General features: G+C 69.8%; 11 protein-coding genes and 1 pseudogene. 7 read left to right on the forward strand and 5 right to left on the reverse strand.

Translation table 11 applies throughout. The annotated features are described in order from the left end of the window. Positions 1–58 precede the first annotated feature (58 nt). Positions 59–913, forward strand: coding sequence for an LLM class flavin-dependent oxidoreductase (locus tag ABTW65_RS21785; protein ID WP_350663955.1), 855 nt, complete (start codon positions 59–61; stop codon positions 911–913). A 66-nt stretch (positions 914–979) separates the two neighbouring features. Here ABTW65_RS21785 and rpmA read toward each other — a convergent pair whose 3' ends face one another. Both rpmA and rplU read right to left on the reverse strand, forming a co-directional pair. Further along, a complete protein-coding gene (gene rpmA, locus ABTW65_RS21790; RefSeq protein ID WP_350663957.1) occupies positions 980–1,237 on the reverse strand; it encodes a 50S ribosomal protein L27 in 258 nt (85 codons plus the stop codon). Positions 1,238–1,273: 36 nt separating this feature from the next. Further along, entirely contained in the window at positions 1,274–1,576 is a 303-nt protein-coding gene (gene rplU, locus ABTW65_RS21795; protein WP_160024636.1) for a 50S ribosomal protein L21, read from the reverse strand. Positions 1,577–1,863: 287 nt separating this feature from the next. Between rplU and ABTW65_RS21800 the strand changes: the two genes are divergently transcribed. The 5 genes from ABTW65_RS21800 to ABTW65_RS21820 all read left to right on the forward strand — a co-directional run bounded on the left by ABTW65_RS21800 (position 1,864) and on the right by ABTW65_RS21820 (position 7,396). Further along, positions 1,864–2,646: a DeoR/GlpR family DNA-binding transcription regulator gene (locus ABTW65_RS21800; RefSeq protein ID WP_350663959.1), complete on the forward strand. Its 783-nt coding sequence runs from the start codon at positions 1,864–1,866 to the stop codon at positions 2,644–2,646. A 109-nt stretch (positions 2,647–2,755) separates the two neighbouring features. After that, positions 2,756–4,132 carry an ABC transporter substrate-binding protein gene (locus ABTW65_RS21805; RefSeq protein WP_350663962.1) on the forward strand — a complete coding sequence of 459 codons (1,377 nt, stop codon included), beginning with the start codon at positions 2,756–2,758 and terminating at the stop codon, positions 4,130–4,132. Beyond that, positions 4,132–5,091 carry a carbohydrate ABC transporter permease gene (locus ABTW65_RS21810; protein WP_350663964.1) on the forward strand — a complete coding sequence of 320 codons (960 nt, stop codon included), beginning with the start codon at positions 4,132–4,134 and terminating at the stop codon, positions 5,089–5,091. Before ABTW65_RS21805 ends, ABTW65_RS21810 begins: the two co-directional genes overlap by 1 nt. Continuing rightward, complete coding sequence (locus tag ABTW65_RS21815) at positions 5,088–5,924, forward strand: carbohydrate ABC transporter permease (protein WP_350663966.1); 837 nt, start codon at positions 5,088–5,090, stop codon at positions 5,922–5,924. The genes ABTW65_RS21810 and ABTW65_RS21815 overlap by 4 nt, the downstream gene beginning before the upstream one ends. Further along, a complete protein-coding gene (locus tag ABTW65_RS21820; RefSeq protein WP_350663968.1) occupies positions 5,921–7,396 on the forward strand; it encodes a mannitol dehydrogenase family protein in 1,476 nt (491 codons plus the stop codon). Before ABTW65_RS21815 ends, ABTW65_RS21820 begins: the two co-directional genes overlap by 4 nt. 19 nt (positions 7,397–7,415) lie before the next feature. On the opposite strand, the gene ABTW65_RS21825 is transcribed toward ABTW65_RS21820, so the two are convergent. Beyond that, a complete protein-coding gene (locus ABTW65_RS21825) occupies positions 7,416–8,429 on the reverse strand; it encodes a helix-turn-helix domain-containing protein (protein ID WP_350663970.1) in 1,014 nt (337 codons plus the stop codon). Between the two features lie 68 nt (positions 8,430–8,497). Here ABTW65_RS21825 and ABTW65_RS21830 point away from each other — a divergent pair, with 68 nt between their 5' ends. Then, complete coding sequence (locus ABTW65_RS21830; RefSeq protein WP_350663973.1) at positions 8,498–9,709, forward strand: MFS transporter; 1,212 nt, start codon at positions 8,498–8,500, stop codon at positions 9,707–9,709. Positions 9,710–10,676: 967 nt separating this feature from the next. On the opposite strand, the pseudogene ABTW65_RS21835 reads toward ABTW65_RS21830, so the two are convergent. Then, positions 10,677–13,328 (reverse strand): annotated as a pseudogene (locus tag ABTW65_RS21835) (Rne/Rng family ribonuclease); the annotation flags it as partial. Positions 13,329–13,739: 411 nt separating this feature from the next. Continuing rightward, complete coding sequence (locus ABTW65_RS21840) at positions 13,740–14,936, reverse strand: winged helix DNA-binding domain-containing protein (RefSeq protein WP_350663977.1); 1,197 nt, start codon at positions 14,934–14,936, stop codon at positions 13,740–13,742. Positions 14,937–14,947 lie beyond the last annotated feature (11 nt).

The following is a 14,947-nucleotide window of genomic DNA, read 5'->3' on the forward strand; positions in this document are numbered from 1 at the left end:
CACGCCCCACACCTGTTATCCGCGCGACGCGTCGCGGCCTCGGGTGCAGACTGTGCGCATGCGTGTGGGAACAGTGATGTGGCCGATCGAGGACTGGCCGGCGATGGGCGAGCGTTGGGCGCAGGCCGAGCAGCTCGGGTTCGAGACGGCGTGGGTCTATGACCACCTGGCCTGGCGCGGGCACAGCCCGTGGGAGGAGGCGTTCACGTCGATGGCGGCCGCGGCCGCGCTCACCTCCACAATCCGGCTGGGCACGCTGGTGACCACCCCCAACTTCCGTACGCCGATCCCGACCGCCGCGGCGATCCGCAGCCTCGACCGGATCTCCGGTGGGCGCATCACGATCGGCATCGGCGCGGGCGGCGACGACCACACCTCCGACGGCGACGTGCTCGGGCGGGAGTTCACCCCTCGCGAGCGCGCCGACCGGTTCGCGGAGTGGACCCGCACCGTCGACCAGCTGCTGCGCGAGTCACCGGTGACGATCGACGGCGAGCACTGGCAGACCCACGAGGTCTCCGTCTCCCCCGGTCAGGTGCAGCAGCCGCGCACCCCGCTGTGGCTGGCCGGCAACGGCCCGCGCGGGATCCGGCTCGCCGCCGAGGTCGGCGACGGGTGGATCGCCAATCCGCAGAGCGACGACCCGAAGGCGTACGTCGCCGAGCGGCTCGAGATGCTCCGTACGGCCTGCGAGAAGGCCGGCCGGGACTACGACGCGATGCCGAAGCTCTTCATGTCCGGCTTCACCGACGAGCCGTGGACCGAGTCGGCCGACGCGTTCGAGGACCTCGTCGGCTCCTACGCCGAGATCGGGATCACCGACATCGCGATCCACTGGCCGCGTGCCGGGACCCGCTGGGAGGTCTCGCAGCAGGTCTTCGAGGCGATCGCACAGCGCGCGACAGAGCTCTGAGACAACCCCACAAGGCGAAAGGGCGCTCCCCAACGGGGAGCGCCCTTTCGAAGAAGTGCTATCGACTCAGGCGTCAGCCGGAACGATGTTGATCACGCGGCGGCCGCGGCGCTTGCCGAACTCGACCGCGCCGGACTGCAGGGCGAACAGGGTGTCGTCGCCGCCACGGCCGACGTTGGTGCCGGGGTGGAAGTGGGTGCCACGCTGGCGGACGATGATCTCGCCGGCGCTGACGACCTGGCCGCCGAAGCGCTTCACGCCGAGGCGCTGTGCGTTGGAGTCGCGACCGTTCTTGGTGCTTGCCGCACCCTTCTTGTGTGCCATCTTCTCAGTCCTTTAAGTGTCTCTAGAACGCCGGAATCAGGCGTTGATCGCGGTGACCTTGACCTGGGTGTACTTCTGACGGTGACCCTGGCGCTTCTTGTAGCCGGTCTTGTTCTTGTACTTCTGGATGATGATCTTCGGGCCCTTGGAGGCACCGACGATCTCAGCCGCAACCGAAGCCTTGTCGAGGCCGGTCGAGGTCACGTTCTCGCCGTCGACCAGGAGGACCACGGGCAGCGAGACGGCCGAGCCGTTCTCGCCGTCGAGGCGGTCGATCTCGATGACGTCGCCGACAACGACCTTCTGCTGCTTGCTGCCAGCCTTCACGATCGCGTACACCGCGGTCTCCTTCATTGCTCCGAACTCAAAGTCTTGTGTCGACCCGCGGCAAGGCAGACCGGACCCCGAAGCGATAGGTGCCAGCAGATGCCTGCAGGAACGGCGCACTGCGCACGCCGAGATTCAATCTTACGTACGCGGCGAGGTAGCCGCAAAACGCCGCGGCACCGTCCACTTGGACAATGCCAGTGACATGGTGCCCCAGAAGGCCCCGATCGCACCAACCGGGCGCCCGGTTTGGCCGCAGCCCCTACGAACCGGGCACGATTCCGGGCATGATGGCGCCCATGACCTCGACCGAACCGTCGCTCGCGAACGAGGCCCGGCAGGAGGAGATCCTGGCGCGCGCACGTACGACCGGCCGGGTCTCGGTGACCGATCTCGCGCCCGATCTCGGGGTGAGCGTCGAGACGATCCGGCGCGACCTCAAGGTGCTCGCCGACCGCGGCGTCGTTGAGCGGGTGTACGGCGGCGCGGTCGCCCTGGAGAGCGGCAGCTTCGAGACCTCGCTCGAGTTCCGGGCCGGCCGAGACGTCGACGAGAAGCACCGGATCGCCCGGGCCGCCCTCCAGCACCGGCACGGTGCGGAGACGATCTACATCGACGAGGGCACGATGCCGCAGTTCCTGGCCGAGGAGCTCGTCGGCCAGGGCCCCGCGACGATCATCACCCCATCGCTTCCGGTGGCCACGCGTCTCGCCGCCGATCCGGACCTCACCGTGATCGTCCTGGGCGGCCGGGTCCGCACCATCACCCGCGGCGTCGTGGACCAGTGGGCGACCCGGATGCTCGCCGACCTGGTGATCGACCTGGCCTACATCGGTGCCAACGGGATCTCCCGCGAGCAGGGCCTGACCACTCAGGACCCGTCGGTGGCCGCGGTCAAGCGCACCGCCATCGAACGATCGAGGCGCCGGATCTTCTTCGGCGCCCACACCAAGTTCGGGGCCTCCAGCCTGTGCCGTTTCGCGGGCGTACGGGACTTCGAGCTGCTCATCACCGGCACCGAGCTCCCGGCCTCCGAGGCTCGCCGGTTCTCGGCGCTCGGACCCCGGGTCGTACGCGCCTGAGAACGGGCAAGAACCGGGCGTTCCGGGCACGTTGACCGGGCTAGGGGGTCCGGCCGGAATTACGCCATCGTGGTCCGTGACGACAGTCACACTGCGAGGAGGCAGATCGATGCGGGCACGGAGACGGACCTCCGCAGCGCTGACAGCGCTCTCATTGGCCACGGTTCTATTGACGGCATGCGGCACCGGCGGGCTGGGCGCCGGCGGGACGAGCGCGGGTGAGCACAGCATCACGGTGCTGATGGTCAACAACCCCCAGATGCTCGAGCTCCAGGAGCTCACCGCGGAGCACTTCACCAAGGAGACCGGGATCGAGGTGAACTTCGTGGTCAAGGTCGAGCAGGACATGCGCGACACCGCGAGCACCGAGTTCGCCAATCAGTCCGGGATCTATGACGTGGCGACGCTGTCCAACTTCAAGATCCCCTACTACGCCGAGGCCGGCTGGATCTCCGACATGGAGAGCATCGCGAACGACCCCGAGTTCGACCAGGACGACATCCTGCCGCCGATGACCGAGGCGCTCTCGGCCAACGGCAAGGTCTACGGCCAGCCCTTCTACGGCGAGTCCTCGTTCCTGATGTACCGCAAGGACCTGTTCGAGAAGCACGGCATCGAGATGCCGGCCAACCCGACCTGGGAGCAGGTCGCCGGCTTCGCCGCCCAGATCGACGAGGCCGAGGCCGACATGCGCGGCATCTGCCTGCGCGGCCTGGCCGGCTGGGGCGACAACCTCGCCTCGATCACGACCGTGGTCAACACCATGGGCGGCACCTGGTTCGACGAGGACTGGAACGCCCAGGTCAACAAGGGCGGCTTCAAGAAGGCGGCCAACTTCTACGTCGACCTGGTCCGCGAGCACGGCGAGGCCGGCGCCGCGACCTTCAGCTTCCCGCAGTGCCTCAACGCCATGCAGCAGGGCAAGGTCGCGATGTGGTACGACGCCACCTCCGGTGCCGGGTCGCTGGAGGCCGAGGAGTCGCCGGTCAAGGGCAAGGTCGGCTACGTCGCCGCCCCGCACGACCAGACCGAGAACGCCGGCTGGCTCTACACCTGGGCATGGGCGATCCAGAAGGCGTCCCGACACCAGGATGAGGCCAAGGAGTTCGTCGCCTGGGCCTCCAGCAAGGAGTACGAGCAGCTGGTCATGGCCGACACCGAGAACGACACCGGCGGGCCGACCAACGTTCCGGCGGGCAAGCGGGCCTCGACCTATGAGGACCCCGAGTACCTCGAGGTGGCCGGCTCGTTCGCGACCCCGACCGTGAACGCGATCAAGAACGCCCAGGCCGACGACCCCGGGGTCCAGAAGCGGCCCTACAACGGCATCCAGTTCGTCGGCGTTCCGAGCTTCACAGACTTCGGCACCGAGTGCGCCAAGCAGCTCAGCAGCGCCATCTCGGGCTCGAAGACCACCGACGCGGCACTCGACCGCTGTCAGTCGCTCGCCCAGGCGTACGGCGACGTCCAGAAGGAGAAGCAGTGATGGCCACCGTGACCGCACCACTCCGCGAAACGAGCGAGCCGACGGCGACACGGCCGCCCACGGCGTACAAGAAATGGGGCCGGGAGTCGTGGAAGCTGCGCGCGCCGCTGCTGCCCGCGCTGATCTTCCTGATCGTGGTGACACAGCTGCCGTTCGTGGCGACGCTGGTGATGTCGTTCATGAACTGGAGCGCCCAGCCCGACGCCCCGGCGCGCAGCTTCGCCGGCTTCGACAACTTCAAGACCGTGTTCACGACGCCGGCCTACCGTACGGCCGTCCTGAACACGATCGAGATGACCGTGGTCGTCGTCGGGGTCAGCGCCGTGCTCGCCCTCGGGATCGCGCTGCTGCTCAACCACGCGTTCATCGGCCGCGGTCTGGTGCGCACGATGATGATCGCGCCGTTCCTGATCGTGCCGATCGCGGCCGCGGTCTTCTGGGGCAACGGCATCCTGATGACCGGGTTCGGCCTGGTCGACGGCGTGCTCGGTCAGCTCGGGGTGCCCGGCGCCCAGGACATCGCCTTCCTCACCGACCATCCCAAGCTGGCCATCGAGATCGAGCTGATCTGGCAGTGGACGCCGTTCATGATGCTGATCCTGCTCGCCGGCCTGCAGTCGCAGGATCCTGAGGTGCTGGAGGCGGCGAGCATCGACGGCTGCAACGGGTGGCAGACGTTCGTGCACATGACGCTCCCCCACGTACGCCGCTATCTCGAGCTCTCGATCGTGCTCGGCACGATCTTCATCGTCCAGAACTTCGACTCGGTCCTGGGCATGACCGGCGGGCTGAACTCCACCAACATCCCGTTCGCCGTCTACGAGACGTTCTACTCGGCCAAGGACTACGGGGTCGCCTCCGCACTGGGCGTCGTCGTGGTCATCGGCTCACTGATCATCGCGACCTTCGCGCTGCGCGTCGTGTCGTCCCTGCTGACCGACGAGGAGGCAAGCCGATGAACACCTGGAACCGGCAACGGGTGGCGAAGATCGTCATCCCGATCGCAGCGTGGCTGGTCGGCATCATCTTCGTGATCCCGATCCTCTACATGGTCCTGACCTCGCTGCACGCACCGCAGGACGCCCAGACGTACCCGCCCAGCTGGGGTGCCCCGCTGACGCTGGACAACTACACCGGCCTGTTCACCTCCGCGAACCCGATCACCCCGGCGCTGATCAACTCGGTGATCACCAGCGTGATCTCGACGCTGCTGGTGCTCGTCCTGGCCATCCCGGCGGCGTACGCCCTGGCGATCAGGCCGGTGAGGAAGTGGTCGGACGTGATGTTCTTCTTCCTCTCCACCAAGATGCTGCCGATGGTCGCGGGCATCCTGCCGCTCTACCTGTTCACGACGAAGGTCATCAACATGCCCGACAACGTGATCGTCCTGATCCTCATCTACACCGCGATGAACCTGCCGATCGCGGTCTGGATGATGCGCTCGTTCCTGGTCGAGGTGCCACCCGCGATCATCGAGGCAGCCTCGATCGACGGCGCCAGCACCTTCCGCATCCTGACCCGCATCGTGGGCCCGATCGCCATGCCCGGCGTCGCGGCCACCTCGCTGATCTGCTTCATCTTCGCGTGGAACGAGCAGCTCTACGCCAAGGTGCTCACCAGCGTCGCCGCGCAGACCGGACCGGTCTACGTGAACACCCTGATCCAGACCGAGCACGCCTACCTCGCCGAGCTGGCCGCCGGGGCGACGCTGATCTCGCTGCCCGTGCTCATCGCCGGGTTCGCGGCTCAGGACAAGCTGGTGCAGGGACTCTCCCTCGGGGCGGTCAAGTGACCCATCCGCGACTCACGACAGCCCGGCTCGGCGAGCTCTCCGCGTCCGTTGCCGTCCCTGCCTACGACCGCTCCGCCGTCACCCCCGGGATCGTGCATCTCGGGGTCGGTGGCTTCCACCGGGCCCACCAGGCGCGCTACGTCGACGATCTGCTCGCCTCGGGTGTCCGCGACTGGGGCATCGTCGGGGTGGGGCTGATGCCCCAGGACGTACGCATGCGGGATGCTCTCGCCGCGCAGGACCATCTCTACACGCTCGTCGAGCGAGCACCGGACGGGGGCGTGCGGGGGCGGGTGATCGGCTCGATCATCGACTATCTCTTCGCCCTCGACTCCCCCACGGAAGTGCTGGCGCTGCTCACCGACCCACGGATCCGGATCGTGTCGCTGACGATCACCGAGGGCGGCTATCACGTCAACCAGGCGACCGGCGGCTTCGACGCCTCCGACCCTGCCATCCAGGCCGACCTGCGGCCGGGAGCTGTGCCCTCGACGGCGTTCGGCTACGTCGTGGAGGCACTGGCTCGCCGCCGGGCCGCCGGGGTGCCGCCGTTCACGGTGATGTCGTGCGACAACATCGCCGGCAACGGGGAGGTCGCCCGGGCGATGCTGTCTTCCTTCGCCTCCTTGCGTGACCCGGGGCTGGGTGACTGGATCGGGTCGGAGGTGGCCTTCCCGAGCTCGATGGTGGATCGGATCACCCCTGCCACCACCGATGCCGACGTCGAGGAGATCGGCTGGCGATTCGGGATCGGAGACGCCTGGCCGGTGGTCAGCGAGCCGTTCTCCCAGTGGGTGCTGGAGGACCACTTCCCGCAGGGACGGCCGCCGTTCGAGCAGGCCGGGGTCGAGATGGTGCCCGATGTCGAGCCGTACGAGCTGATGAAGCTGCGGCTCCTCAACGCCAGCCACCAGGCGCTGTGCTACCTCGGCTATCTCTCCGGCTACCGCTACGCCCACGAGGTCTGCGCCGACCCGCTGTTCGTCGACTTCCTGCTCGGCTACATGTCGCAGGAGGGCACCCCGACGCTGCCGCAGGTGCCTGGCGTGGACCTGCCGGGCTACCAGCAGGAGCTGATCTCTCGCTTCGCCAACCCCTACATCCGCGACACTCTGGCGCGGCTGTGCGCGGAGAGCTCCGACCGGATCCCCAAGTGGCTCGTACCCGTCATCTCGGCCCAGCTCGCCTCGGGCGGATCCGTACGCCGATCGGCGCTCGTCGTCGCCTCCTGGGCCCGCTACGCCGAGGGTGTGGACGAGCAGGGCACGCCGATCGACATCGTCGACCGGCGCCGGGCCGATGTGACGGCCCGCGCGATCGCGCAGCGCGAGGACCCGCTCGCCTTCCTCCGCGACCCCGACCTCTTCGGCGACCTCGTCGACTCCCCTGAGTTCACCGAGCCGTACGCCGAGGCGCTGGCGTCCCTGCACGCCGTCGGGGCTCGCAAGACCCTCGAGACCTGGGGGCCGTAGTCCTCTCGCTCTCGGGGGCTCACTCAGGTGTCGTGTCCGACGGCAGAGCGGACCCGGCCAGCTCCTCGCCCAGTGCCGTACGCCAGTAGAGCACCTCGCGGCCGGCGCGGCGACGCATCACCACCCCGGCGTCGAGGAGCACACGCAAGTGGTTGCCGACGGCACCGACGGGCAGCTGGGTGAGTGCCGCGAGCTGCGTCGTGGAGCGTGGCGAGTCGAGCAGGGCGAGCACGCCGGCGCGGTTGGCGCCGATCAACCGAGCCAGGGCTCGGGCGGGGTCGGCGCCATCGCTGCCGGTTCCAGCGAGCGCGCCCGAGACCGGGTAGATGATCGCGTAGCGCTGCGGCAGATCCCAGGCCAGCCAGGAGCCGTCGCTGTGGACCGGTACGAAGCGGAGCTCGTGGGCGTCGGAGAGGTCGCGGGTGGGCAGGTCGTAGCCGTTGACCTGGAGGACCCCGTCACCGAGCCACTTCTTCTGCTTCGTGCCGAGCGTGTCGAAGACGCCGGCCCAGCCCTCGCTGGCGAGCTGGCTGGCGCGGGACACGATGTCGGCCTCCAGCACGCGTCGTCGACGCGGCCAGTCGGCTTGGACGGTCGCGGTCCAGATCCAGCGGAGCAGCTCGGTCACGGCGTCGCGGATCCCCGGTCGCTCCGCGGCGACCGGGAGGTCGCCGGCGATCTCGCGGAGCTCGGCCCGCATGCGCGGCTCCTCCCAGGCGAGCAGCTGGGCGAGCTCGTCCTCGAAGGTGGCCCCGTCACCGAGCGGTGGCGGGGTGAGGAAGTCGGCCATCCACCCGGGTTTGTCGCCGCGGCGGGGCCGCCACATCGTGGCGTCGAGCGCCTTCAGCATCGGGTCGGAGGCCAGCAGATCCCGGTACGCCTCGAGGTAGGCGGCGCGGAAGGATCGCTGCCACGGGGTCCCGTTGGCGTCGGGACGGCTGAGGACGGTCAGCGCGGCCACCGTCTCATGGAGCGGGGAGACCACGAACCTGCTCTCGGCCAGCAGGTCTGCCGGGATGATCCAGGTTCCCATCGCCACGACCTTTCGCGTGTGTGCGAATCATTATCCATCCGGGTCTCAACCGTCCCAGACTTCACAGCATGACGAGCACTTCCGCGCGGCCCGCACCGACGACGTACGGGCAGCTCTTCTCGATCCCGGAGTTCCGGGTCCTCTTCGCCAACCGCTGCCTGGTGATGATCTCGGTGGCCGCCTCGTCGCTGGCCCTCGGGACGATCATGTACGAGGCCACGGGATCGGCCCTGCTCAGCGCGCTGTCGATGTTCGGCGGGCCGCTGGTCTCGCTGGTCGTCTCACAGCTGTTCCTCGGGCTCTCCGACACCCTACGACCCCGCACCGGGCTGATGCTGCAGATGGCCGGGCCGCTGGTGGCCAACACGCTGCAGGCGGTGCCGGGCATGCCGTGGCAGGCACGGTTCGCGCTCCTGGCCATCCCCTACGCGGTGAACGCCATGCTCGCCGGCACGCAGTGGGTCGTGCTGCGAGACATCATGTCCGGCTCGTCCTATGCCCTGGGTCGTTCGACGCTGAACCTCGCCGTCGGCGGGATGCAGGTCGTCGGATACGGCCTCGGTGGCGTCGCGCTGCTGTGGCTCTCGCCTCAGACGCTGTTCGTGGTCGCGGCTGTCGTCAACCTGCTCAGCCTGGTGACGATGCGGTTCGGCATCAAGGACCGGCCGGCCCCGGGACGTACGTCGGAGGGGGTCGTCGCCAGGACCCGCCGGATCAACCGGCTGCTTCTCGGCTCGCGGATCACCCGGCCGCTCTATCTCGCCGGGTGGGTGCCGAACGGGCTGATCGTCGGCTGCGAGGCGCTCTTCGTGCCCTATGGTCACGGTTCGCTCGCGGGCTATCTCTTCGCCGCCGGGGCGGCCGGGATGATGATCGGCGACCTGGGCGCCGGCCGCTTCCTGACGATCCCTCAGCGCGATCGTCTGATCGGCCCGATGCGCTATCTCCTGGCCGCGCCGTTCCTCGTCTTCTGGCTATCCCCGCCTGGCCCGGTCGCGGTGTGCGCGGTGTTCCTCGCCTCGGTCGGCTACGCCGCGTCACTCCCGCTGCAGGAACGCCTCATCACCCACACCAGCGACGACATCCAGGGCCAAGCGCTCGGCCTCCAGGGCCAGGGCATGATGATCGGCCAAGCCATGGGCGCCGGCATCGGCGGCGCCATCGCCACGTACCTCTCCCCCGGCCACACCATGGGGCTCCTGGCCGCGGCCTCGTTGCTGGTCACCATCGGGCTCACCCCTGGCCTTCGACGCTCCGCCCCGCCCTCGCTGGGCCGGTAGTCGCGGGCGGAAAACGCCGGAGCCCCGGCCACCGCTGGTGCGGTCGCCGGGGCTCCTGGGACGTACGTCAGCTGTCCTCCGACGGCGTGGTCGAGCGGCTCGCGCCACCGCGGGTGCGGGTCACGACCTTCGGCGCCGGGGTCGAGGCGGTGCCGTTGCTGACGACCGGCGCCTCGGACTTGGTCGCGGTCATCACCGCGCCCTCGCCGGCGCTCACGACCTCGCGGCGGGCGCCGCGGCGCTGCCGGGTGACCACCTTGGGCTTGGAGTCGACCGGCTCGGCCGCGACCGGCTCGGCCACGATCGGCTCCGGCTTCGACTCGGGCTCGGTCGCCTCGGGCTCGACGGCCGGGGCCACGGGAGCGGGCTCCTCCTCGGCGACCGGCTCCGCCGTGACCGGCTCGGACGCGGCCGGCTCAGGCTTCGACTTGGTCGAGCTGCCGACAACCGCGGCCAGGACCGGGCGGCCGGTCGTGGCGGCACGGCGGGTGCGCGTACGCGTGGTGACCTTCGGGGCCTCCGGCTCGGCCGGGGTCTGCGGCTCGGCCGGGGTCTGCGGCTCGACCGGGGTCTCCGCGACCGGGGTCTCGGCAGGGGTCTCGACCGGCTCGGTCGCCGGGGTCGACGCCTTGGACCGGCGCGAACGGGTGCGGGTCGTGACCTTGGGTGCCTCGACCGGCGCCGCCTCGGTTGCGGTCTCGACGGGCTCGGCCACCGTGGGCTCCGCGGGGGTCTCGACCGGCTCGGCCACCGGGGCCGACGCCTTGGACCGACGCGAACGCGTACGGGTGGTGACCTTGGGGGCCTCTGCCGGCTCGGCGGGGGTCTCGACGGGCTCGGCGACCTGGGCAGCCGGCTCGTCGGTCTTCTCCACGCTGTCGTTCTGTCCGGCCATGGCGGCGAACTCGGCGGGCGTGGGCGTCTTGGCGGACTCCTCGACGGGCTCGGCGCGGTGCTCGGTGCCGATCTCGTCCTTGCCCTTGCCGCGGCCACCGCGACCGCCACGACGGCGTGAACGCGGCTCGTCAGGGGCGACACCGGAGGACTTGCCGGCCTCGACCGGGTGCTCGTGGATCACGAGGCCACGACCGCCACAGGCGTCGCAGTTCTCGGAGAAGGCCTCGAGCAGGCCGGTGCCGATCCGCTTACGGGTCATCTGCACCAGGCCCAGCGAGGTGACCTCGGCGACCTGGTGACGGGTCCGGTCGCGGCCCAGGCACTCGACCAGGCGACGAAGCACCAGGTCACGGTTGGACTCAAGGACCATGTCGATGAAGTCGACGACGATGATGCCGCCGATGTCGCGCAGCCGGAGCTGGCGCACGATCTCCTCGGCCGCCTCGAGGTTGTTCTTGGTGACCGTCTCCTCCAGGTTGCCGCCGGAGCCGGTGAACTTGCCGGTGTTGACGTCGACGACGGTCATCGCCTCGGTGCGGTCGATGATCAGCGAGCCACCCGAGGGCAGCCAGACCTTGCGGTCCAGGCCCTTCGCGATCTGCTCGTCGATGCGGTACGCGGCGAAGGCGTCGGCCTCGCCGTCGTACTTCTCCACGCGCTCCTCGAGGTCGGGGGCCACCGACTGGACGTAGTCCTTGACGGTCTCCCACGACGAGTCGCCGGAGATGACCAGCTTGGCGAAGTCCTCGGTGAACAGGTCGCGGACGACCTTGAGGGTCAGGTCGGGCTCGCCGTAGAGCAGCTGCGGGGCGTTGCCGCCCGCCTTCTTCTCGATGTCTTCCCAGCGCGCCTTGAGCCGCTCGACGTCACGCGTGAGCTCGTCCTCGGCGGCGCCCTCTGCAGCGGTGCGTACGATCACGCCGGCCGTGTCGGGGACGATCTCCTTCAGGAGGGTCTTGAGGCGGTTGCGCTCGGTGTCGGGCAGCTTGCGGGAGATGCCGGAGGTGGTGCCGTCGGGCACGTAGACCAGGAAGCGGCCGGCGAGCGAGATCTGCGAGGTCAGGCGGGCGCCCTTGTGGCCGATCGGGTCCTTCGTCACCTGGACGAGCACCTTCTGGCCGGAGGTCAGCACCGACTCGATCTTGCGGGGCTGGCCCTCCTTCCAGCCGAGCGAGGCCCAGTTGACCTCACCGGCGTAGAGCACCGCGTTGCGACCCTTGCCGATGTCGATGAACGCGGCCTCCATGCTCGGCAGCACGTTCTGGACACGGCCCAGGTAGACGTTGCCGATCAGGCTGGTCTGGCTCTCGCGGGCGACGTAGTGCTCCACGAGCACTTTGTCCTCGAGCACAGCGATCTGGGTGAGGTCCTCGCGCTCACGGATCACCATGACCCGGTCGACCGACTCGCGGCGGGCCAGGAACTCGGCCTCGCTCACGATCGGGGCGCGACGACGACCGGCCTCGCGGCCCTCGCGGCGGCGCTGCTTCTTGGCCTCCAGGCGGGTCGAGCCCGCCAGCGCGGTGATCTGGTCATCGCCGGTGCGGCTCTGGCGGACCTTGGTGACGGTGTTCTCCGGGTCGTCCCCGGCGGCGGGGTCGCCCGAGGCCTCGCCGGCCCGGCGACGACGGCGACGACGGCGCGAGGAGGTGCCGCCCTCGCCCTGGTCGGCGTCGGCGTCCTTGCCGGCGTCGTCGCTCTCGGCCTCGGCGTCGTCGGACCTGTCGTCGGTGTCGGACGCGTCGGAGCCGTCGGCGTCGCCGTTGGCACCCTTGCGACGGCGGCGGCCGCCACGGCGGCGGCGACGACGGCCGTTGCCGCCGCCCTCACCATCGTCGGCCGAACTGTCGTCGGACTCGGTGTCGGACTCGGTCTCGGGCTCGGTGGTCTCGGCCTCGGGCTGCGTCTCGTCGGCGGCCTTCTCCTCGACCGGGGCCGCGTTGCGCGGGTTGCGCTTGCGGGTCCGGGTCGGGGCCGCCTCCTCCTTCGCGACCTCCGCGGCGACCTCCGCGGCGGGCTCGGTGGCCTGCGGCTCGTCCTCGGCGGGCGCCTCGACAGCGGCCTCGACCGGCTCCTCGACGGGCTTCGGCTCCGCCGTCTTGCGCGTACGCCGGCGGGTGGTCGTCTTGGTCGGCGCCTGGAACAGCACCGCGGGGGCCGGCGGACCGGCCTGCTCGGCCTCGGTCTCCTCGAGGGTCTCGTCGTCGAGCTCCTCCGCAGGGGTCTCGACGGGCTCGGGCGCGGGCGCGGCGGCCTTCTTGGCGGCCGTCTTCTTCGCGGTGGTCCGCTTGGCGGCGGTCTTCTTCGCCGCCGTCTTCTTGGCCGGAGCCTCGACGGTCTCGGCGGGAGCCTCGGGGGTCTCGGAGGTCTCGGCCTCCGGCGCGGCGGTGGCCTCGGTGGTCTCGACCTCGGCCGGCGCCGGGGCGGCGGCCTTCTTGGTCGTACGCTTCCGGGTCGTCTTCTTCGCCGCCGTCTTCTTGGCGGGAGCCTCGGCTGCCTCGGCTGCCTCAGCGGCCTCGGCGGCGGGGATCTCAGCTGCCTCCGCCGGGGCCGCGGCGGCCTTCTTGGTGGTGCGCTTGCGCGTGGTCTTCTTCGCCGCGGTCTTCTTCGCAGGGGCGGTCTCGCCGGTCGCTTCCGCGTCGGGCGTGGGGGTGTCGGTCACCGGAGTCTGCGGCGTTTCAGCGCCGTTCTCGGTGTTCTCGACAGTGGTCTCGTCGGCCATGCCGTTCTCCTCATCCAGGACCTTCACAGGTGCCGGATAGTCAGGTGCCGGGAAACGGGCGCTGCGCAGTATCGATCTTTTTCCACGTAGCAGCCGCGTCGCGGCGCAAAGCTTGTCAGGGCGGCGGCATCCTCCGCAGCGGTGCGTCACAGGTGGCGGTTCGTCACCTGCCGCGGTCGCTCGGCCGTCCGGGACCTTCCCGGGCGAGTCGCTCTCACTGACCTGCTAGGCCTGCGTCGCGGTCTGGTGACGCCCTACCTCCTGCGTGCCGGAGTGCGGCCCCGGAGGGTCCACGCCGGCGAGGCGTCGTCGGACTGTCCATTCCTCGGGTCGGGCCCGATTATTTGAGCAGTCGTCTCGGAGTATCGCATACACCCTGTCGACAGACCGATATCCGGACACCAACGAAACTCAGGGAAGCACGGCTTCCTTCATCTGGCGCGACTTGTAGACGTTCACGATCACCACGCCGTCGAGCCATGCGGTGAGCCGCTCAGCCTCGGTCTCCAGCGCCTTCCGGCCCGCGTCGCCGATGTCGTGGCGCACGATCGGGTGCACCCGGCCCTCGTCGTCCTGCGCCCAGGCCCCGACGATCCGGCCGTCCCACCAGGCGGTGTTGCCGGCGTTGCCGTTGGAGTCGAAGAGGTACGCCACATCCTCCGCGTCCAGATAGAACCCGCGTTCCCTCCAGCCCATGACGGTGGGGTCGAGGGTGGGCAGCAGCGCGCCCCACGGCTCGATCTCGGGCTCTGGCGAGGTGGCGATCGGGTCATCAGGGAGCACCCATCCGGTGCCGCCGCCCTCGAGCTCGACCTCCACGGCACCGACCGCGGCGAGCGCGGCCCGCACCGCCGACTTCGTGGACCCGAGCCACCAGACCAGATCGGCCTCGGTCCCGGGGCCGAAGGTCCACAGCCAGCGGCGGACGAGCTCGGCATAGCCCTCCGCGGGCGCAAGCGGGGCCGGCACCTCGTCGAGCCACGACTCGGTCAGCGTCCAGGCAGGCTTGTTCAGCCGCCAGTGACCGAGGTTGGTCGCCCGGATCAGCCGACCCTGCGCGGCGAGGGTGCCGATCACCCAGCGGCCGATCGGAAACTCCCCTCCCCACTTCTTCCCCGGCGTGCCGAGCTGGAAACGCGCGTCCAGCTCCGGCACCAGCTCACGCAGCTGGCTGGTCGTTCGCGGCACGCCGTCGGCCAGCGCCGCCAGCGTCGCCGCGTACGCCTTCTCGATCCAGCCGTCCTGGTCCTCGTGGATGCCGCCGGCGGTCAGCCACTTGTAGAGGTTCTTCTCCTCCTGGGCCGCCACCCGGGCCGAGGCGCTTCCCAAAGCAGCCGGGATCAGGTCGCGCGGAAAGGCGAAGAGCGTACGCCGCATCGCCAGCTGCTTGACCAGAGAACGCTCCTCGTAGAGCGCTCGTTCGACGTCCTCGACCTGGAGGTCGTTAACCCGCGCGTGCAGGGCCAGGTGGACGGTCGCGGCCTCGGTCGCGTGCCAGGCGGTCATCGCCTGCGTCGCGGCCGCCACGTCGGCGTACCTGTGAGCGGGGGCGAGCCCGTGCCTGCGGGCCAGCCTCGCCCGGCGCTCGCGATCGGTGACCATTCTCATCGGCAGAGCCT

The sequence above is a fragment of the Nocardioides sp. NPDC127503 genome (assembly GCF_040302165.1).
Classification (GTDB): domain Bacteria; phylum Actinomycetota; class Actinomycetes; order Propionibacteriales; family Nocardioidaceae; genus Nocardioides.

Bases quoted from the DNA above. Each gene is read 5' to 3' on its own strand.
- ABTW65_RS21785 (WP_350663955.1), top strand. From the start codon at position 59: ATGCGTGTGGGAACAGTGATGTGGCCGATCGAGGACTGGCCGGCGATG.
- rpmA (WP_350663957.1), bottom strand. From the start codon at position 1,237: ATGGCACACAAGAAGGGTGCGGCAAGCACCAAGAACGGTCGCGACTCC.
- ABTW65_RS21800 (WP_350663959.1), top strand. From the start codon at position 1,864: ATGACCTCGACCGAACCGTCGCTCGCGAACGAGGCCCGGCAGGAGGAG.
- ABTW65_RS21805 (WP_350663962.1), top strand. From the start codon at position 2,756: ATGCGGGCACGGAGACGGACCTCCGCAGCGCTGACAGCGCTCTCATTG.
- ABTW65_RS21810 (WP_350663964.1), top strand. From the start codon at position 4,132: ATGGCCACCGTGACCGCACCACTCCGCGAAACGAGCGAGCCGACGGCG.
- ABTW65_RS21815 (WP_350663966.1), top strand. From the start codon at position 5,088: ATGAACACCTGGAACCGGCAACGGGTGGCGAAGATCGTCATCCCGATC.
- ABTW65_RS21825 (WP_350663970.1), bottom strand. From the start codon at position 8,429: ATGGGAACCTGGATCATCCCGGCAGACCTGCTGGCCGAGAGCAGGTTC.
- ABTW65_RS21830 (WP_350663973.1), top strand. From the start codon at position 8,498: ATGACGAGCACTTCCGCGCGGCCCGCACCGACGACGTACGGGCAGCTC.
- ABTW65_RS21840 (WP_350663977.1), bottom strand. From the start codon at position 14,936: ATGAGAATGGTCACCGATCGCGAGCGCCGGGCGAGGCTGGCCCGCAGG.